Source organism: Curtobacterium sp. KBS0715 (assembly GCF_005938005.2).
In the GTDB taxonomy this organism is placed as follows: Bacteria; Actinomycetota; Actinomycetes; order Actinomycetales; family Microbacteriaceae; genus Curtobacterium; species Curtobacterium flaccumfaciens.
In genome coordinates, this window is record NZ_VCCA02000001.1 from 3,111,206 (window position 1) to 3,130,135 (window position 18,930).

At 70.4% G+C, this 18,930-nt stretch carries 19 protein-coding genes and 4 tRNA genes; 6 read left to right on the plus strand and 17 right to left on the minus strand.

The window, feature by feature from the left end; genetic code table 11:
* Window positions 1–57: 57 nt before the first annotated feature.
* Window positions 58–801 (plus strand): YqaJ viral recombinase family protein, encoded by a 744-nt coding sequence (locus FFG40_RS14685; protein WP_138803849.1) that lies wholly within the window; start codon window positions 58–60, stop codon window positions 799–801.
* Between the two features lie 6 nt (window positions 802–807).
* Here FFG40_RS14685 and FFG40_RS14690 read toward each other — a convergent pair whose 3' ends face one another.
* The 6 genes from FFG40_RS14690 to FFG40_RS14715 all read right to left on the minus strand — a co-directional run bounded on the left by FFG40_RS14690 (window position 808) and on the right by FFG40_RS14715 (window position 4,444).
* On the minus strand, window positions 808–1,416 hold the full coding sequence (locus FFG40_RS14690) for a Pr6Pr family membrane protein (RefSeq protein WP_138803850.1): 609 nt from the start codon (window positions 1,414–1,416) through the stop codon (window positions 808–810).
* Window positions 1,417–1,517: 101 nt separating this feature from the next.
* Complete coding sequence (rplA, locus tag FFG40_RS14695; RefSeq protein WP_017888639.1) at window positions 1,518–2,207, minus strand: 50S ribosomal protein L1; 690 nt, start codon at window positions 2,205–2,207, stop codon at window positions 1,518–1,520.
* A gap of 90 nt (window positions 2,208–2,297) precedes the next feature.
* Window positions 2,298–2,729, minus strand: coding sequence for a 50S ribosomal protein L11 (gene rplK, locus FFG40_RS14700; protein WP_017888638.1), 432 nt, complete (start codon window positions 2,727–2,729; stop codon window positions 2,298–2,300).
* 158 nt (window positions 2,730–2,887) lie between these two features.
* On the minus strand, window positions 2,888–3,937 hold the full coding sequence (nusG, locus tag FFG40_RS14705; protein WP_071406319.1) for a transcription termination/antitermination protein NusG: 1,050 nt from the start codon (window positions 3,935–3,937) through the stop codon (window positions 2,888–2,890).
* Window positions 3,938–4,072: 135 nt separating this feature from the next.
* Entirely contained in the window at window positions 4,073–4,336 is a 264-nt protein-coding gene (gene secE, locus FFG40_RS14710; protein WP_371830607.1) for a preprotein translocase subunit SecE, read from the minus strand.
* Between the two features lie 35 nt (window positions 4,337–4,371).
* Window positions 4,372–4,444, minus strand: a tRNA-Trp gene (locus tag FFG40_RS14715).
* Between the two features lie 152 nt (window positions 4,445–4,596).
* Here FFG40_RS14715 and FFG40_RS14720 point away from each other — a divergent pair.
* Complete coding sequence (locus FFG40_RS14720; RefSeq protein ID WP_138804032.1) at window positions 4,597–5,823, plus strand: pyridoxal phosphate-dependent aminotransferase; 1,227 nt, start codon at window positions 4,597–4,599, stop codon at window positions 5,821–5,823.
* A 100-nt stretch (window positions 5,824–5,923) separates the two neighbouring features.
* Here FFG40_RS14720 and FFG40_RS14725 read toward each other — a convergent pair whose 3' ends face one another.
* From FFG40_RS14725 to FFG40_RS14735, 3 genes are read right to left on the minus strand one after another with little or no spacing between them, the layout of a single operon-like run.
* A complete protein-coding gene (locus FFG40_RS14725; RefSeq protein WP_138803851.1) occupies window positions 5,924–6,952 on the minus strand; it encodes a UDP-N-acetylmuramate dehydrogenase in 1,029 nt (342 codons plus the stop codon).
* A gap of 2 nt (window positions 6,953–6,954) precedes the next feature.
* Window positions 6,955–7,380, minus strand: coding sequence for a MaoC/PaaZ C-terminal domain-containing protein (locus FFG40_RS14730; RefSeq protein ID WP_138803852.1), 426 nt, complete (start codon window positions 7,378–7,380; stop codon window positions 6,955–6,957).
* Entirely contained in the window at window positions 7,377–7,826 is a 450-nt protein-coding gene (locus FFG40_RS14735; protein ID WP_138803853.1) for a MaoC family dehydratase N-terminal domain-containing protein, read from the minus strand. The genes FFG40_RS14730 and FFG40_RS14735 overlap by 4 nt, the downstream gene beginning before the upstream one ends.
* 131 nt (window positions 7,827–7,957) lie before the next feature.
* Here FFG40_RS14735 and FFG40_RS14740 point away from each other — a divergent pair, with 131 nt between their 5' ends.
* Together FFG40_RS14740 and FFG40_RS14745 are read left to right on the plus strand one after the other, a co-directional pair.
* Window positions 7,958–8,356 carry a hypothetical protein gene (locus tag FFG40_RS14740; protein WP_071406316.1) on the plus strand — a complete coding sequence of 133 codons (399 nt, stop codon included), beginning with the start codon at window positions 7,958–7,960 and terminating at the stop codon, window positions 8,354–8,356.
* A 112-nt stretch (window positions 8,357–8,468) separates the two neighbouring features.
* On the plus strand, window positions 8,469–10,364 hold the full coding sequence (locus FFG40_RS14745) for an ABC transporter ATP-binding protein (RefSeq protein ID WP_138803854.1): 1,896 nt from the start codon (window positions 8,469–8,471) through the stop codon (window positions 10,362–10,364).
* Window positions 10,365–10,458: 94 nt separating this feature from the next.
* On the opposite strand, the gene FFG40_RS14750 is transcribed toward FFG40_RS14745, so the two are convergent.
* The 5 genes from FFG40_RS14750 to FFG40_RS14770 all read right to left on the minus strand — a co-directional run bounded on the left by FFG40_RS14750 (window position 10,459) and on the right by FFG40_RS14770 (window position 13,042).
* A tRNA-Met gene (locus FFG40_RS14750) sits at window positions 10,459–10,532 on the minus strand.
* A gap of 32 nt (window positions 10,533–10,564) precedes the next feature.
* Window positions 10,565–10,636: transfer RNA gene (locus FFG40_RS14755), tRNA-Thr, on the minus strand.
* A gap of 93 nt (window positions 10,637–10,729) precedes the next feature.
* Entirely contained in the window at window positions 10,730–11,920 is a 1,191-nt protein-coding gene (locus FFG40_RS14760) for a M23 family metallopeptidase (RefSeq protein WP_138803855.1), read from the minus strand.
* A gap of 148 nt (window positions 11,921–12,068) precedes the next feature.
* Window positions 12,069–12,899 carry an inositol monophosphatase family protein gene (locus FFG40_RS14765; RefSeq protein ID WP_138803856.1) on the minus strand — a complete coding sequence of 277 codons (831 nt, stop codon included), beginning with the start codon at window positions 12,897–12,899 and terminating at the stop codon, window positions 12,069–12,071.
* A 58-nt stretch (window positions 12,900–12,957) separates the two neighbouring features.
* Window positions 12,958–13,042: transfer RNA gene (locus FFG40_RS14770), tRNA-Tyr, on the minus strand.
* Between the two features lie 137 nt (window positions 13,043–13,179).
* Between FFG40_RS14770 and FFG40_RS14775 the strand changes: the two genes are divergently transcribed.
* Together FFG40_RS14775 and cls are read left to right on the plus strand one after the other, a co-directional pair.
* Window positions 13,180–13,668 (plus strand): YajQ family cyclic di-GMP-binding protein, encoded by a 489-nt coding sequence (locus FFG40_RS14775; RefSeq protein ID WP_017888627.1) that lies wholly within the window; start codon window positions 13,180–13,182, stop codon window positions 13,666–13,668.
* A gap of 33 nt (window positions 13,669–13,701) precedes the next feature.
* Window positions 13,702–15,162 (plus strand): cardiolipin synthase, encoded by a 1,461-nt coding sequence (cls, locus tag FFG40_RS14780; protein ID WP_138803857.1) that lies wholly within the window; start codon window positions 13,702–13,704, stop codon window positions 15,160–15,162.
* Window positions 15,163–15,198: 36 nt separating this feature from the next.
* Here cls and FFG40_RS14785 read toward each other — a convergent pair whose 3' ends face one another.
* From FFG40_RS14785 to FFG40_RS14795, 3 genes are all read right to left on the minus strand, one after another.
* Window positions 15,199–16,374, minus strand: a complete 1,176-nt coding sequence (locus tag FFG40_RS14785; RefSeq protein WP_138803858.1) for a heparan-alpha-glucosaminide N-acetyltransferase domain-containing protein — start codon at window positions 16,372–16,374, stop codon at window positions 15,199–15,201.
* A gap of 5 nt (window positions 16,375–16,379) precedes the next feature.
* On the minus strand, window positions 16,380–17,753 hold the full coding sequence (locus FFG40_RS14790; RefSeq protein WP_071247400.1) for an FAD-dependent oxidoreductase: 1,374 nt from the start codon (window positions 17,751–17,753) through the stop codon (window positions 16,380–16,382).
* 82 nt (window positions 17,754–17,835) lie between these two features.
* Entirely contained in the window at window positions 17,836–18,912 is a 1,077-nt protein-coding gene (locus FFG40_RS14795) for a polyprenyl synthetase family protein (RefSeq protein ID WP_138803859.1), read from the minus strand.
* Window positions 18,913–18,930 lie beyond the last annotated feature (18 nt).

Here is an 18,930-nt window from a genome sequence, read left to right on the forward strand (position 1 = left end):
CGATCGCGTGAGCGCGTCGGTTTCGGTCTTGCCGGTGGTCGGGGGGACAATCGTCGGGTGACGATCGTGCAGCCCACCCTGTGGGGCGACCTGGACCCCGGTCTGGGCCCACGCGAGCCGGTACCCGGGCGTCGCGAAGCGGCGGGCGGGCCGAGCTCGTGGGGAGAGGCCCTTCCCGGGTCGTCCGCGCCGGTCCCGGCCGCGCGTGATGCGTTCACCGCCCTGCGTGGCCACACCGAGCGCATCGTCGCGCACTCCTCGGACCGCGTCGCCTGGCTCCGCGCCCGCGCCATGGGCATCACCGCCACCGACGTCGCCCGGCTCGCCTCGCTGCGCGCCGTCGAGGCTGTCGTCACCGAGAAGCGTTACGGCTCCCGGTTCTCCGGCAACGCGTTCACCGAGCACGGCAAGGACCGCGAACCGGTCATCGCCGCCTGGGTGGCCGCCACCCACGGAATCCAGCCCTCGGCGCACCTGTTCCACGCCGCTGCGAACCGCGCCCACCTCGCCACCCCGGACGGCGTCGGGGTCGACGAGTCGTCCCGCGTGGTGCTCGCCGAGATCAAGACCACCGGCAAGGCCTGGCGGAGCATCCCGCGGCACTACCTCCGGCAGATCTGGTGGCAGCAGTACGTGCTCGGTGCCGACCGCACCCTGTTCGTCTGGGAACGCCACGACGGGTTCGTGCCGGTCGCCGACGAGCCCGAGTGCCGCTGGGTCGACCGCGACGACGACCAGATCCGCGGGCTCGTCCAGCTCGCCGACCTGGTGCTCGACAAGCTCCGCGGCTTCCGCTCCTAGCGTCTCCTAGACCTTCACCAGTCGCAGTCGGCTCATCCCCACGACGAGGATGCCGAGCAGGGTGATCGAGACCGCGATCCCGACCACGTAGATCGCGACGACGCCGTAGCCCTGCGCCGGATCGAGGAACGGGTACGGCACCCACCCGTCGGTCGCGCCACGGACGAGCACCACGGTGGTCCAGACGGCCGGGTAGAGCAGGAACCACCACACGTGGCGGAGCAGCAGCCGTGCGCGGTCCGAGAACAGCAACCAATCGAGCACCGCGTACACCGGGATGATCTTGTGCACGATGTCGTTCGACCACGGCACCGAGGCCGACACGTTCGCGCCCGTGAGCAGCGTGTTGTAGACGATGCCGGTCGTCGCGATGTACACCGTCGCGGCGCCACGGAGCACCGAGACGGCGAGGCCCGCCCGCTTGCGTCGGGCTGCGGCCACGAGCGTCACCGCGAGGGCCACGGCCACGATCAGGTTCGACTGGATCGTGAAGTAGCCGAAGAAGTTCCAGAACGAGTAGGTCGGGGTCTGCGAGCTCTCGAGCCACTGCGCCACGACCGCGACGACGATGGCGATGACGGCGATCAGTCGGAGCGAGTTCACGAGGGTGCGCACGGCACCACGCTATCGGGACACGCGCCCTACATGCGGAAAGGACCCGCACCGTTGCCGGTGCGGGTCCTTCCATGAGTCCGAGGACCCGTGAGTCAGTGGACTCAGATGCTGTTGACGTCCAGCGGGATGCCGGGGCCGAAGGTCGTCGAGACGGCGCCCTTCATGACGTAACGGCCCTTCGAGGACGACGGCTTGAGGCGGTTGATCTCCTCGAGCGCGGTCGAGATGTTCTCGTCGAGCTGCTCCGGCGTGAACGAGGCCTTGCCGACGACGAAGTGCACGTTGGCGTGCTTGTCGACGCGGAACTCGATCTTGCCGCCCTTGATGTCGTTGACGGCCTGCGCCACGTTCGGGGTCACGGTGCCGGTCTTCGGGTTCGGCATGAGGCCACGCGGGCCGAGCACCTTACCGAGACGACCGACCTTGCCCATGAGCTCCGGGGTCGAGACAGCGGAGTCGAACGAGGTGTAGCCCTCGGCGACCTTCGCGATGAGCTCGTCGCCACCGACCTCGTCGGCGCCGGCGGCGATGGCGGCCTCAGCAGCCGCACCCGTCGCGAAGACGATGACGCGGGCGGTCTTGCCCGTGCCGTGCGGCAGGATGACCGTGCCGCGGACCATCTGGTCGGCCTTGCGGGGGTCCACGCCGAGCTTCAGCGCGACCTCGACCGTGGAGTCGGTCTTGGAGGAACCGGTCTCCTTGGCCAGGGCGACGGCCTCGGTCGGGGTGTAGAACTTGTCGGCCTCGATCTTCGCGGCCGCGGCCTGGTAGGCCTTGGACTTCTTCGCCATGGTGGTCTCCTTGCGAGATACGTGGTTGGCGAGCCGGCGAGGCTCTCCCACGGAAAGGTGTCTGGTGGTGGGCCGGAGCCCGATCGGTGCTTAGGCCTCGACCGTGATGCCCATCGAGCGTGCGGTGCCGGCGATGATCTTCGCGGCCTGCTCGATGTCGTTGGCGTTCAGGTCGGCCTGCTTGGTCTCGGCGATCTGACGGACCTGGTCCATCGAGATCTTCGCGACCTTGACCGTGTGCGGGGTCGAGGACCCCTTCTGCACACCAGCAGCCTTCTTGATGAGCTCGGCGGCCGGCGGGGTCTTCAGGACGAACGTGAACGAACGGTCCTCGTAGACGGTGATCTCGACCGGCACGACGTTGCCACGCTGCGACTCGGTCGCCGCGTTGTACGCCTTGCAGAACTCCATGATGTTGACGCCGTGCTGACCGAGCGCCGGACCGATCGGGGGGGCCGGGTTGGCGGCTCCCGCGTTGATCTGCAGCTTGATCAGGCCCGTGACCTTCTTCTTCGGTGCCATGACTTGTCTTCCTCCTGGAATCGAACACACGGGGATCCGTGCACTCTCCCGCTGGTCCGGCCGTTCCGGACAGCGGTGAAGGCCCGCTCGCACGAGGCGCGCGGGCCCAAACCCGTTCAGTGTAGTCGATCTCGGTGATCGCTACATCTGGGTGGTCGCTAGAGCTTGGTGACCTGGTCGAAGCTGAGCTCGACCGGGGTCTCGCGCTCGAACAGCGAGACGAGGACGGTGAGCTTGCCGCTCTCCGGCTTGATCTCGGAGATCGAACCCGGCAGGCCCGCGAACGAGCCTTCCTTGATGGTGATCGTCTCGCCGATCTCGAAGTCGACCTCGGCTGCGGGCTGTGCCTGCAGGCCGCTGCCCTTCGCGCCACCCTTGGTCGGGGCGGCCTCGGCGACCTGCACGAGGGACTTGAGCATGCCGAACGCCTCGTCGAAACGGAGCGGCGTCGGGTTGTGCGCGTTGCCGACGAAGCCGGTGACGCCCGGGGTGTGCCGGACGACGGACCACGAGTCCTCGTTGAGGTCCATGCGGACGAGCACGTACGAGGGGATCCGGACGCGGGTGACCAGCTTGCGCTGCCCGTTCTTGATCTCGACGACGTCCTCCATCGGGACCTCGACCTGGTAGATGTAGTCCTCCATCGACATCGAGACCATACGGTTCTCGATGTTCGACTTCACGCGGCGCTCGAAGCCCGCGTAGGAGTGGATGACGTACCACTTGCCCGGCTTCATCCGCAGCTCGGCCTTGAAGGCCTCGTACGGGTCGACCTCGGCGGGCTCGTCGTCCTCGTCCTCGGCGTCGAGTGCCTCGTCGGCGGCGAGCGTCTCGTTCGCCTCGGCGGCGGTCTCGGACTCGAGTTCGACTTCTTCCTCGTCCTCGACGGCCTCGACGGCGGCCTCGGCCTCGTCGGTGGAGTCGATCTCGAGTGCGTCGTCCACGACGGCGTCGGCCTCGGGGTCGCGGGCTTCCTGCAGGGCCGTCAGTGCCTCGTCGAGGCCGGCGTCGACGGTGCCGTCGTCGGGCTCGGAGCTGAGGCCGAGGGACTCGTCGTCGTCGCCCTCGATCGAGATCGCACGCTCTTCAGCGGACTCGACGGAGCGTCCTTCGCCGGTCTCGACGTCGCCTTCCTGGTTCTCCTCGACCTCGGAGGACTGCTCGGCAGCCGTCGCGAGGTCGATGTCATCGCGGGAGTTGTCAGACACAGTCGATTCTTTCCGTTCGGTGGTTCGGGTCGGGTTGGCGTTCGGTCACGGTCACGAGCGACGCCGTCACGATCGACGCCGTCTCGGGCGACCGTACTCCTCGAGGACGACCGCACACGGCAGTCGACGTCAGGGTCAGGCCGTGGGCCCGTTGCCGAAGACGTACCCGACGCCGAGACCGAACACGAAGTCGAGGATCGACACCAGGATCATCATGACGACGACGAACACGAGCACGACGCCCGTGTAGCTGAAGAGTTCCTTGCGGGTCGGCGTCACGACCTTGCGCAGTTCGCCGATCACCTGACGGATGAAGAGCACGATGGCAGCGATGGGCCCGCGGCGCTCGGCCCGGTCCTGCTTCGCCTTGGCGACGACGTCGTCCGCCGTCGTCTCCATGTCTTTGCTCGCCAACTTCTACCCTTCCAGAGTTGCAGGGCGGACAGGACTCGAACCTGCAACCTGCGGTTTTGGAGACCGCTGCTCTACCAATTGAGCCACCGCCCTTCGCAACGCGGTTCGACACCGATCCGCGTTCCGGTGGACGAGTCTACGGGAGTCCGTCACACGGTGTCCACTTGGCCCCTTCCACGGCGTGCCGCGCCGGTAGGCTGGACCCCGTGAGCACCGCAGCCCCAGGCCCCGAGTCCACCGCCCACGTGTCCGTCGACACCCTCGCCACCGCGCCGGCCGATCGTCCGCGCATCGCGTCCCGCATCGCGGCCATCGCCGAGTCCGCGACGCTCAAGGTCGACGCGAAGGCCAAGGCGCTCAAGGCCGCCGGGCGGCCGGTGATCTCGTTCGCCGCCGGCGAGCCCGACTTCGCAACCCCGCAGCACGTGGTCGACGCGGCCGTCGCTGCCGCGCAGGACCCGAAGAACCACCGGTACACGCCCGCGACCGGCCTGCCCGACCTCAAGCAGGCCATCGCCGACAAGACCGCCCAGGTGTCCGGCATCACCGTCGATCCGTCGCAGGTCATCGTCACGAACGGTGGCAAGCAGGCGGTCTACCAGGCGTTCCAGACCATCGTCGACGCCGGTGATGAGGTCCTGCTGCCCGCGCCGTACTGGACCACCTACCCCGAGGCCATCCGGCTGGCCGGCGGCGAGCCGGTCGAGGTCTTCGCCGGCAGCGACCAGGACTACCTGGTGACGGTCGAGCAGCTCGAGGCCGCCCGCACCCCGGCGACCAAGGCGCTGCTGTTCTGCTCGCCGTCGAACCCCACGGGCGCCGTGTACTCCGCCGAGCAGACCCGGGCCATCGGCGAGTGGGCGCTCGAGCACGGCATCTGGGTGATCAGCGACGAGATCTACCAGGACCTGGTGTACGACGGCGTCCGTTTCGCCGGCATCCTGGCCGAGGTCCCCGCCCTCGCCGACACCACGATCCTGGTGAACGGCGTCGCGAAGACCTACGCGATGACCGGCTGGCGCGTCGGGTGGTTCATCGGCCCGACCGACGCCGTCAAGGCCGCGTCGAACCTGCAGTCGCACCTGTCGTCGAACGTCTCGAACGTGTCGCAGCGCGCCGCCATCGCCGCCCTGACCGGTCCGCAGGAGCCCGTCGCCGCCATGCGCGAGGCCTTCGACCGCCGACGGAAGGCCATCGTCGACGGCCTCAACGCGATCCCGGGCTTCCGCACGCCGACCCCGCAGGGAGCCTTCTACGTCTACCCGGACGTCACCGCGCTGCTCGGCCGCGAGTGGGCCGGCACCACCCCGACGACCACGCTCGAGCTGGCCGACCTGATCCTCGAGCACGCCGAGGTCGCGGTCGTGCCGGGTGAGGCCTTCGGCCCCTCCGGCTACCTGCGCCTGTCGTACGCGCTGGGCGACGACGACATCGCCGAGGGCGTCGCCCGGCTGGCGGCGTTCTTCGCGTAGACCTCGGGAACACAGAACGGGCCGCCTCGTCGAGGTGGCCCGTTCTGTGTGCCGGGAGGCCCGTGGTGCGTCGTGCTCGTCCGTCCCGTCGTGCGGACGATCAGCCGAGCAGGTCCCCGACCACGACGGGTTCCGGGACGAGCGAGACGCCGAAGCGGTTCAGGACGGTCACCTGCACGAACCGTGCAAGCTCGGCCACCTGCGCCGCCGTCGCCCCGCCGCGGTTCGTGAGCGCGAGGGTGTGCTTGGACGAGATCGCCGCGCGGGAGCCCGGCACCGCGTACCCGCGGTGCACGCCGGCGTGCTCGATGAGCCACGCGGCACTGAGCTTGACGTCGTCGCCCGCAGGCCAGCGGGGCGCGTCGGCCGGCAGGGTCTCGGCGAACGCCGGCGACACGATCGGGTTCGTGAAGAACGACCCGGCGCTCCAGGTGTCGTGGTCGTCCCCGTCGAGCACCATGCCCTTCGAGCCGCGCAGCCGCAGGACCTCGTCGCGGACGGTCGTGGGCGGCACGAGCGCACCGAGCTCGACCCCGAGCGAACCGGCGAGCTGCGCGTACCGCACGGGCACACCGTGCTCCCCCGCGAGCCCGAGCCGGAACTCGACCGTCAGCACGACACCGCGCCGACCGTGCTTGAGGGTCGACGTGCGGTAGCCGAGCGCCAGCTCGGCTGCGGGGACCCACGCGCGCTCCCCCGTGGCCGCATCGAGGAACTCGACGCGGGTGAGCACGTCGGCGAGTTCGACCCCGTAGGCGCCGATGTTCTGCACCGGGGACGCACCGACCGTGCCGGGGATGCCGCTGAGGGCCTCCAGGCCGGTCCAGCCGTTCGCGACGGTCGTGGCGACGAACGGGTCCCACGGTTCCCCCGCGGCGACGCGCACGGTCACGCCGTCGGCGTCGCGGTCGGCGTCGACGCCCGTCGTCCGGACCAGCACGACGGTGCCGTCGAAGCCCTGGTCGGCGACCAGCAGGTTGCTGCCGCCGCCGAGGACGAGCCACTCGTGGTCGTCGAACGCGTCGAGCGCGTGGGCGACGAGCTCGTCGGTCGTCGTGGCCGTGAGCAGCCGGGTGGCGGCCCCGCCGACACGGAGCGTCGTCAGGTCGGCCAGCACCGGCTCGGACACGGTCAGCGGAACACCACCGTGACCTGCGCCTTGCCGAGCACGGTCTGCCCGGCGGCGGTCACGGTGAGGTCGATGCGCTTCGGTCGACCGTCCTCGTCGACGGTGCCGACCTTCGCGACGATGCCGACGGTGGCACCCTGCTCCGGGTCGACGACGACAGGGCGCGTGAAGCGCACGCCGTAGCCCGCGACCCAGCCGCTGTCGCCGAGCCACTCGGCGACGGGCTGCACGGCGATGCCCATCGTGAGCATGCCGTGGGCGAGGACACCGGGCAGGCCGACCGAGGCGGCGACGTCGTCGCGGTAGTGGATCGGGTTGAAGTCGCCGGAGGCGCCGGCGTACCGGACGAGCGAGTCGCGCGTGATGTGCACGTCACGCTCGGCGACGACGGTGCCGACCTCGATCGCGGTGGCGGCTGCGGCGGTCATGCGTCGTCTCCTCGGACCACGAGGGTGGAGGTCGCCGTGACGACGTGCTCACCCTCGGCGTCGTTCATGGTGCTCTGGGCGGTGACCATCGCGTTGCCGCCGAGGGTCTTCACGCCGGTGACCGTCAGGGTGGCGGTGAGTTCGTCACCGGCGACGATCGGCCGGTCGTACGTGAAGGACTGCTCGCCATGGACGACGCGGGAGAAGTCGATGCCGGCGTCGGGCTCGTTCAGGAGCTGCGCGAGCGTGGCCTCCTGCACGACGACGGCGAACGTCGGGGGCGCGACCACGTCGGCGTACCCGGCGGCACGTGCGGCGCCCGGATCGTGGTGGACGGGGTTGGTCGCGAAGACCGCACGCGAGAACTCGCGCACCTTCTCGCGGCCGACCAGGTAGGGCTGGGCCGGCGGGAACGTCCTGCCGACGAGCTCGGGGTTCACTGACACCACGGCAGTCTACCGAGGCCCGTCCGGGCGCCGGTGATCCATGAGAACGCATCAGCTAGACTGTCTGAGACCGATTCGGGGGAATGGGGACGTGCCGTGCGGCACGGGTTCGTTCGGGACGGGGAGGGCCGATGGACACCACGACGGAGTTCGCCGTGCACACGGGAGACCGGTGCACCGCCATGGAGGTCGCGGCCGCCGCGCTGCGCCGCACGGGCCACCACGTCGAGTCGACGGGTGGCACGATGACCGCGACGGCGGGCAGCCGCACGCTCACCATCCTGCTCGGTGCGCTCGTGCAGCCGGCCCGGGAGTACCGCCGGTACGAGCTGTCGACGGTCGTGGACGGCGCCACCACCACGATCACCCTGCGCCGGGCCGGGCACGGCACGGCCGTGTCGGGCGGCAGCATCGGGGCGAACCGGCGACGGGCCGCCTGGCAGCAGGTCACCGCCGCGGTCGAGGACGCGTTCCGTGCGGCCGGGGTGCTCGCGACGCGCACGGACACCGGCTCCCACCGCACGCAGTAGGCCGGCCCGACGGTCTCCGGCGGGTGGCCGCGCGGCGCATCGCCACAGGAGCGGTCACCGGGGACCCGGCCAGCCATCTAGGTTGGGCCAGGGGCCCCGGAAAGGAACCGCCATGAGCATGGAGAGCGCAGCCTGGAGCTCGCTGTACAAGATCTCGTCCGCGCAGGGCGGCAAGCACGGGTTCTCCCGCGCGTCCGTCCGGCGGATCCTGACGTTCGCGGTGCCGTACCGGGCGAAGCTGCTGGTGTTCATCGGTCTGTCCGTCGTCGGCGCCTTCCTCGCGGTCGCGACGCCGGTCCTCGCCGGTCAGGTGGTCGACGTCATCGTCGCCCGCGGAGAGGTCTCGACGATCGTCCGGCTCGCCGTGGTCATCGCCCTGGTGGCCGTGGCCGACGCCGCCGTGTCGCTGACGACGCGGTGGTACTCGGCGCGCATCGGCGAGGGCGTGATCCTGGACCTCCGCACCGCCGTGTTCGACCACGTGCAGAAGATGCCCATCGCGTTCTTCACCCGCACCCGGACCGGTGCGCTCGTGAGCCGCCTCAACAACGACGTGATCGGCGCCCAGCAGGCCTTCAGCGGCACGCTGTCCGGCGTGGTCACGAACCTCGTGGCGCTGGTCCTCACCCTGATCGTCATGCTCAGCACCTCGTGGCTCGTGACGGTCCTCGCCGTCGTCATGCTCCCGGTCTTCCTGGTCCCCGCGCGCCGGATGGGCAGCCGCCTGGCCGCCCTGCGCCGCGAGGCCGCCGACCACAACTCCGCGATGAGCACCCAGATGACCGAGCGCTTCTCGGCACCCGGTGCCACCCTCGTGAAGCTGTTCGGCCGGCCCGACGAAGAGGCCGAGGAGTTCCGAGTCCGCGCCGCCCGGGTCCGCGACATCGGTGTCCGGACCGCGATGCTGCAGTTCGTCTTCTTCACCGCGCTGATGCTCGTCTCCGCGCTCGCCCTCGCGCTGGTCTACGGGCTCGGCGGCTTCCTCGCGCTCGCCGGCCGGCTGGACACCGGCGAGGTCGTCACCCTGGCGCTCCTCCTCACCCGGCTGTACGCACCGCTGACGAGCCTGGCGAACGCGCGGGTGGAGATCATGAGCGCCGTGGTCAGCTTCGAGCGCGTCTTCGAGGTGCTCGACCTCGAACCGCTCATCCGGGAGCAGCCCGACGCGGTCACCATCGCCGACGGCCCCGTCTCCGTCGAGTTCGACGACGTCCGGTTCGCGTACCCGTCGGCCGACAAGGTGTCCCTCGCCTCGCTCGAGGAGGTCGCCACGCTCGACACCCGCGGCGGCGAGGAGGTGCTGCACGGGCTGTCCTTCCGGATCGAGCCGGGGCAGACCGTCGCCCTGGTCGGCTCGTCCGGAGCGGGCAAGTCCACGGTCGCGCAGCTGCTCGCACGCCTGTACGACGTCGACAGCGGTGCCGTTCGCCTGGCCGGGACGGACGTGCGCGACGTCACCTTCGCCTCGATGCGGCACACCCTGGGCATGGTGACGCAGGACGGCCACCTGTTCCACGAGACCATCCGCTCCAACCTGCGGTTCGCCCGGCCCGAGGCGTCCGACGACGAGGTGTGGGACGCCGTCCGCCGCGCACGGCTCGAGCCGCTCATCCGGTCGCTCCCCGACCAGCTGGACACGATGGTGGGCGAACGCGGCTACCGGCTGTCCGGGGGCGAGCGCCAGCGGATGACGATCGCCCGGCTCCTGCTCGCCCAGCCGCGCGTCGTCATCCTCGACGAGGCGACGGCGGCACTCGACTCGACGTCCGAGGCCGCGGTGCAGGCTGCGCTCGGCGAGGCGCTCGAGGGGCGGACGGCGATGGTGATCGCGCACCGGCTCTCCACGATCCGCAGCGCGGACATGATCCTGGTGGTCGAGGACGGCTCGATCGTGGAGCGCGGCACGCACGACGAACTGCTGGCCGCGGGTGGCCGGTACGAGGAGCTGCACCGCACCCAGTTCGCCGCGCAGGAGAACGTCGCGGCCGATGTGCCGGCGGCGGACTGAACGCGCTGCGGGGTGAACCCCAGCAATCGAAGAGGGGCCGGCAACAGAGAAGGCCCCCTGACCCAGGGGATCCTGGACGAGAGGGCCTTGCGTGTAGCGAGGGCGGGACTTGAACCCGCGACCCCACGATTATGAGTCGTGTGCTCTAACCAACTGAGCTACCCCGCCAGAGATCCGGAGCGGCACGCGCACCGGGTCGGAGCCCCGAGTCAGGATTGAACTGACGACCCCCTCCTTACCATGGAGGTGCTCTACCACTGAGCTATCGGGGCGATGTGCCGCGAACGGCACCACACGAGGATAGCAGACCTCCGACGCTGCTCCGGAACCGGGCGAGACGCCCGGGCGTGCCGCGTCGTGGGCCGCTAGTTCGCGTTGGTCTTGAGCCACGCCAGCGGGTCCACCGGGACCCCGTCGACGTGCACCTCGAGGTGCAGGTGCGGGCCCGTGGAGTTTCCCGTGCTGCCGACGAGACCGAGGATGTCGCCGACCTCGACGTGCTGGCCGGTGACCACCTTGAAGGAGTTGTCCTCCATGTGGCCGTAGACGCTGACGAACTGCTTGCCGTCCACGTCGTGCTCGACCCAGACGTCGTTGCCGAAGCCGCCGTCGTTCGCCTGCACCTTGATGACGGTGCCGGCGGCGATGACGCCGATCGGGGTGCCCTCGCCCGGGGCGAAGTCGACGCCCATGTGGTTCGTCGAGCAGAACGAGCACCCGGCGACCTGGCGTCCACCGAAGCCCGAGGTGATCGGGACACCGGTCAGGAACGGCCACTGGATCGTGCCGGTCGGGTCGTTCGTGAAGCTGGAGGAGTCGACGTTCGCGTACTGCGTGGCGTCGGACACCGTGTACTGGTCGCGGGCGGTCGATCCGTCGGCCGAGGCGCCGACCTGCATCGACTGGGTCGCTCCGTCGACGGTGGCACGGGCCGCGGTCGAACCGGACGCCGGGACCCAGAGCGCCTGCGCCGGCAGCGAGGTCGAGACGACGAGGCCTGCGGCGAAGAGCAGTGCGCCGACCGCGGTCACGCGCGAGGCAGCACGGCGGAACGACGCGCCCTGCTTCGGGGGCCGCGCTGCTGCGGGGGTCGTGGTGGCCGTGGTGGCGGTGGACCGGATGTGACGGGTCGCGCGGTCGACCGGGGTCTTCGTGGCCGGACGGCTGCTGCGGCGGCGGCGCGATGCGGGGACCTGCCCCGCGACACGACGCGGCTGCGACGCCGGGGTGACGGAGGCAACGGGAGCGACCCGCCGGGCGTGCACGACAGGCGAGGTGGGGGCCGGCGGCGTCGCGATGCGGGAGGCCGGGCGCACGGGCGATGCCGGTGCGAGGTCGATCGGTGACACCGGGGCCGCGGGGGTCCCCGGGGTGGCCGCGCCGATCACGTCGTCGAAGCTCGGATGCGTCGAGCCCTGTTCCTCGTGCACCACGACCGAGCCCTTCGCCGCTGCTCGTTCCGCCTCGATCCGAGCGCGTCGGGTCTGGTGGACGACCGGGGTGGCGGCGTCGACGGAACCGTCGGTGGGAGCGGACGACAGAGGAGTACGGGGCATGCGTGCGGTGGCGATCCTGATCAGAGAAGGGCTCACTCGTTGGTAACGAGCAGATAACGGGACCTGAGCACGCTAGCAGGGGACGTCGCAGGTCGCCAGTCGTGGTCAGGTCCGCCCGGCGCCGCCGGACCCGGGGATCGGCACGTCGTCAGGCCTGCACGGCTCCGAGCGCACCGGCCTCGAGCCCACGCACCAGGGCCTCGAGTTCGTCGGCGACGGCCGGGCTCGCGAACAGGAAGGAGCGGGTCCCTCCGGCCTCCCAGATGCGGATCGCCGCGCCGGCCTCCTGCGCGACGAGGGCCCCACCGGCCATGTCCCACGGGTTGATCCCGCGCTCGTAGTACGCGTCCACCACTCCCGCTCCGACGGCGCAGCAGTCGAGCGACGCCGCTCCCCCGCGGCGGATGTCCCGCACCTCGCCGATGAGTCCGGCGAGCACCGCGACCTGCTCCCGGCGACGGTCGGCCGTGTACCCGAACCCGGTGGCGACGAGCGTCTCGGCGAGCGATCCGGGCGCGGCGACGGACAACGGTTCCCCGTCACGGGTCGCTCCCTGGCCGACGGCCGCGCGGAAGACGGTGCCCGTCGCCGGCGCCACGACGACGCCCGCGATCGGCTCCCAGGTCATCGGGTCGGGTGCGCCGCGCACGACGCCGATGCTCACGCCGTACTCGGCGCTGCCGTACAGGTAGTTGACCGTGCCGTCGATCGGGTCCACGACCCAGGTGATGCCCGAGGCGCCGGAGGCCGACCCGGACTCCTCGCCGTGGAAGGCGTCGTCGGGGCGGGCCTCGGCGATGCGGGCGCGGATGAGTGCCTCGACCTCGCGGTCGGCGGCCGTGACCACGTCGACGATGCTCGACTTCCGGTCCGCGACCTCGACCCCCTCGGCGCGGCGGCGTGCAGCCAGCGCCGCTGCGTCACGGGCGATCGACTCGGCGAGGTCGGCGAACTGGGACGGTGTGGGGTCGGATGCCATGCACCCATCCTCCCGGAAACACCATCGGCCCCGTCTGCAGTGGACGGGGCCGATCAGATGGTGGCAAGTGAGGGATTCGAACCCCCGAAGGCTACGCCGGCTGATTTACAGTCAGATCCCTTTGGCCGCTTGGGTAACTTGCCATGCGCACCCAGCCGGTGTGATCACCAACCGAAGGCGCGCATAAAAGCATAGCGGATGGCTGACGGTGGTCGTGACCACCGCGAGCCGATCCGCGCGACCGGAACCGGGCCTCCCGTCCGCCGTTAGGCTGTTCCGCATGGCAGACAGTTCCTTCGACGTGGTCAGCAAGGTCGACAAGATGGAGGCGGAGAACGCCCTCAACCAGGCGGCCAAGGAGATCGAGCAGCGGTACGACTTCAAGGGCGCCGACGCCTCGGTCGCGTTCAGCGGCGAGGACGTCCTGATCAAGGCGAACTCGGAAGAGCGCGCCAAGGCGGTCCTCGACGTGCTGCAGAGCAAGGCGATCAAGCGGAACATCAGCCTGAAGAGCCTCGACGCCGGCGACCCGTACCCCTCGGGCAAGGAGTACCGCATCGAGGTGAAGTTCAAGAACGGCATCGAGCAGGACGTGGCGAAGAAGATCGGCGCGTTCCTGCGGGCCAACGCCCCGAAGACGGTGAAGAGCCAGATCCAGGGTGACGAGCTCCGCGTCTCGTCGAAGAGCCGTGACGACCTGCAGAACACGATCCAGCTCCTCAAGGGTGAAGAGTTCGACGTCCCGTTGCAGTTCATCAACTTCCGCTGACCCGCGGCCCCTGCGAACGACACCCGACACCCCGTGGAGCACTGGCTCAGCGTCGTCATCACCGTCCTGCTCGTGCTGCTGGACCTGGCGATCCGCGTCTTCTCGATCATCTACGTCCCGATCAACCGGAAGCCGCAGACCGCGACGGCGTGGCTGCTCGCGATCTTCCTCATCCCCTACATCGGCTTCATCGTCTTCCTGGTCATCGGGTCGACGAAGCTGCCCCGCGCCCGTCGCGAGAAGCAGACCGAGATCAACGCGTACATCCTCGAGCAGACCGAGGGCATCGAGCGGGTCCGCCGTGACCACCCGTGGCCCGCGTGGCTCGAGAGCGTCACGCGGCTGAACCGCGAACTCGGCGCGATGCCGTTGGTCGGCGGCAACTCCGCGGAGCTCTACCCCGACTCCGAGGAGTCCATCGCGGAGATGACCCGCGCGATCGACCAGTCCCGACGGTTCGTGCACGTCGAGTTCTACATCGCGACGCTCGACGACACCACGCGACCGTTCTTCGAGGCGCTCGCGCGGGCGCAGGCCCGTGGGGTCACCGTGCGGTTCCTGCTCGACCACTGGGCGAGCCGCGGGTACCCGGGCTACAAGGACACCCTGGCGTTCATGGACCGGGCGGGCATCGAGTGGCACCTGATGCTGCCGCTCCTGCCGCTGCAGGGGAAGTTCCAGCGCCCCGACCTCCGCAACCACCGGAAGATCATGGTGATCGACGGCTCGGTCGCGTTCACCGGCTCGCAGAACCTGATCGACGCGTCGTACGACATCAAGTCGCACGTCGAGAAGGGCATGGTCTACAAGGACCTGTTCGCCCGGTTCGAGGGGCCGGTCGTCGCGGGGCTCAACGCCCTGTTCGTCACCGACTGGTACAGCGAGACCGACGAGCTGCTGCTGCGCGAGAGCGACCCCGTCCAGCGGGCCGACCGCGGCGATGCGCTCGACTGCCAGGTGGTGCCGTCCGGCCCGGGCTTCGACGGCGAGAACAACCTGCGCCTGTTCAACGCGCTGCTCTACTCGGCGCAGCAGAAGGTCTCGATCACGTCGCCGTACTTCGTGCCGGACGACTCGATGCTCTACGCCATCACCACGACGGCGCAGCGCGGGGTCGACGTCGAGCTGTTCGTCGGCGAGATGGGCGACCACGCCATGACCTGGCACGCCCAGCGCTCCTACTACGAAGGACTGCTCCGCGCCGGCGTGCGGATCTGGCTGTACCGCGCGCCGACGATCCTGCACGCGAAGCACTTCACGATCGACGACGAGGTGTCGGTGATCGGGTCGAGCAACATGGACATGCGCTCGTTCAGCCTGAACCTCGAGGTCTCCGTGATGGTGCGCGGGCACCGCTTCGTCGACGCCCTGCGCGAGGTGCAGGAAGCGTACAAGGAGCACAGCTTCGAGCTCACGCTCGACGAGTGGGTCGACCGTCCGCGCCGGTCCAAGGTGCTCGACAACGTCGCGCGGCTCACCGCGGCGCTGCAGTAGCCGCCTGGAGGCACGACTCGCCCCCGCCAGGTGCGCTCAACGCATCGGGACGAGGGACGCCAGGGCCCCGACCACCCGCTCGAGCGGGCCGCGACCCAGGAACCGCCGCCACAGCATCGCGAAGACCACCGAGCCGAGGGCGAACCAGCCCCAGGCCTCGACCGACTCGGGGTAGGTCGGCAGCATCGCGATGACCACGAGGTGCCCCGAGTACACCGTCAGCGGCATCGAACCGACCGCGGCCAGCGGGAACGCGATCTGCTCGGCGACACGCCCGCGGCCGTCGAACACGAGCAGGCAGAGGGCGATCACGGCGACCGCCACCCCGGCCGTCCCCACCACGTCGACGACCGACGACGAGTGGTCACGCGGAGACAGGAACAGCTGCGCGAGGGCCTGGCCGGGGGTCGAGCCCTCGCCCGCGTACGGGACCCCGGGGAACGCCAGGGCCGCGTCGTCCGGCGCCGGGGCGAGGACCGACCCGGCGACGTACGCGGTGGCGGCGACCAGTGCGCCCGCCGCCAGGAGCGCGACCTGCCGGCCCCGTTCCTCTCCCCACCGGCACGGCCCGTACGCCGCTGGCGCGTCGTCCGGGAACCGGCGGCGTGGGCCCAGACCGCTGCGGGCGACCGCGAGACCGACCAGGACGTACGCCAGGAAGGTGACCACTGGGTAGACCAGGCCGAGCTGGACGCCGATCATGCCGGCGTCCGCGTAGGCCGGCGCGATCGTCAGCGCGGCGAGCGGCGACAGCACCGCGCAGAGCGCGGCGATGCCGAACAGCGCCGCCGGTCGGACGCGGAGCACCGGGACCACCAGCAGGAACAGCACCCCGTAGGTCGGCAGGATCACGTACACGGGGGTGTCGAGCGCCATCAGGGCGAACCCGATGACGACGACCACCACGGCGCGGATGGCGAGCCGGGCACGGATGCGGCCGATGGTGGGCGGGCCGGGCGGGTCGGCACGGCCGCTCGTCAGGCCGATCGAGACCCCGGCGAGGACCGCGAACAGCGTGGACGGGCGGCCGTGGGCGACGGCGGTCCAGGTGGCGGGGTCGGTCCAGTCGAGCTGCTCCGCGATGCCGCCGATGTGTGCGGCCATCATGCCGAGCAGCGCAAGGGCACGGGCCACGTCGACGCCCTGCAGCCGCGTCCCCGACGCGGACGCGCCCCGCACCGCGGTGGGCGGGACGGGGCGCGTGTCGGTCATGGTCGTCAGCTGGTCGGGGTGTCGACGCGGCCGAGCGAGACGTCGATCATCTCGTCGCGCGGCACCACCTTGATGCGCTCGCGCCCGTCGACTGCACCGAGCGCCTGCTCGTGGGTGTCGAGGTGGTGCCAGCCCTCGAGGTCGGTGTACTCCACACCGCGCTCGCGGAGCAGGGCCGGGATCGCCTCGTCGGACGGGTCCTCCGGGGTCCACCAGCTCGCCTGGTCGTTGACGATGTGCTGCACGGTCTCCATCGCGTCGGACTTCGTGTGTCCGATGAGCCCGACCGGACCACGCTTGATCCAGCCGGTGGCGTACACCCCGGGGATCTGCTGGTTGTCGTCGTCGAGGACCTGGCCCTCGTGGTTCGGGATGACACCGTGCCGCTCGTCGAACGGCACACCGGGCAGCGGGGAACCGAAGTACCCGACCGCGCGGTAGGCGGCCTGGATCGGGATCTCGCGGATCTCGCCGGTGCCCTCGACACCGCCCTCGCCGTTCGGCCGGGTGCGCTCGTAGCGGATGGCGGTCAGCTTGCCCTGCTCGTCGCCGACGAACTCGATCGGCTTCGCGTAGAAGTGCAGGTGGAGCCGGCGGCTGGCCTGGCCGACCTCGCGCGTGCGCCACTGCTCGAGGACACGGTTGATCACCATGACCTGCTTGTTCGTCGCGATCGCGGTCTTCGACGCCTCGTCGTGGTCGAAGTCCTCGTCGTAGACCACCATGTCGACGTCACGGACCTCGCCGAGCTCGCGGAGCTCGAGCGGCGTGAACTTCACCTGCGCCGGGCCACGGCGGCCGAAGACGTGCACGTCCGTGACCGGCGATGCCTTGAGGCCCTCGTACACGTTCGCGGGGATCTCGGTCGGAAGCAGGTCGTCGGCGTGCTTCGCCAGGATGCGCGAGACGTCGAGGGCGACGTTGCCGACGCCGATGACCGCGACGCTCTCGGCGTGCAGCGGCCAGGTGCGCGGGACGTCCGGGTGGCCGTCGAACCAGCTCACGAACTCGGCTGCGCCGTACGAGCCGTCGAGGTCGACACCGGGGATGTCGAGGTCGGCGTCCTTGATCGCACCGGTCGAGAACACGACCGCGTTGTAGTGCTTCTTGAGGTCCTCGAGGGTGATGTCCTCGCCGTAGCGGACGTTGCCGAACAGCCGGACGACACCGCGGTCGAGGACATCACGCAGGGCGTTGATGATGCCCTTGATGCGCGGGTGGTCGGGGGCGACGCCGTACCGGACCAGACCGTAGGGCGCGGGGAGCTGCTCGAACAGGTCGATCGACACGTCGTAGCCGTGCGCCTCGCGCAGCAGGATGTCCGCGGCGTAGATGCCGGCCGGGCCGGCGCCGACGATGGCGAGTCGGAGGGTGGGCACTGATCGTCTCCAGTTCGTTCGGGTGGGGGTTCCCGGGGGCCTCCCGACCGGGCCGCAGTGCGTGCGCCGTCGGGAGGGGTGTTCAGCGGCTTCGGTCGACGACGGAGTCCGCGAAGCGGGTGAGTGCCCGTTTCACGGTGCCGTCGGGGAGCGGGGCGAGGGCGGCGACGGCTTCGCGTGCCCAGGCGACGGCGACGGCGCGGGTCGCCGCGGTGGCCTCGTGCTCGCGGAGCGCGGCGACGGCCGACTGGTACGGCGTGGAGTCGACCACGTCGTCGGGCGCACCGTTGACGTCACGCTCGATGCGCTCGACCAGGTGCTGCGCGGACGGATCGGTCGCGGCCATCCGGCGCAGCTGCAGGACCGGCAGGGTGTCGACGCCTGCGCGCAGGTCGTTGCCGGCGATCTTGCCCGTCTTGTCCGTCGCCGGGGCGAGGTCGATGACGTCGTCGACGAGCTGGAAGGCCACGCCGACCTTCTCGCCGAAGGTACCGACGGCGTCCAGGTAAGCGCGGTCGGCACCGGAGAACATCACGCCGGCGCGTGCCGCGGTGGCGATGAGCGAACCGGTCTTGTCGCTGAGCACCTGGATGTAGTGCTCGAGCGGGTCGTCGTCCGGCTGCGGCCCCGTGGTCTCGTGCAGCTGCCCCATGCAGAGGCGCTGGAAGGTCTCGGCCTGCATCCGGATGCCCTCGGTGCCGAGGTCGGCCGTGATCAGGCTGGCGCGGGCGAAGAGCAGGTCACCGGTCAGGATCGCCACGTTGTTGCCGTAGGTGATCTGCGCGGCGGGGACCCCGCGTCGGACCGGCGCCTCGTCCATGACGTCGTCGTGGTACAGCGACGCCAGGTGCGTGGTCTCGATGCTCACCGCGGCCTTGACCACGGCGTCGGTCACGCCGTCACCGAGCTGGGCGATGAGGAGCGTCAGGGTCGGGCGGATGCGCTTGCCACCGGCGGACAGCAGGTACCGGCTGGTGGTGTCGGCGAGGGTGTCGGTGGAACGCATGGCGTCCTCGAGCCCCTGCTCGACGAGTTCGAGCCCGTCGTCGACCGCGGAGATGAAGCGTCGGTCGGCGGGCGTGGCGAACAACCGCTCGCCGATGCCCAGCGATGCGCGCAAGCTCGGCGCGCGACGTGCGACCGGGACGCTCGGATTCAAGTGCTGCTCCGTCTTCGG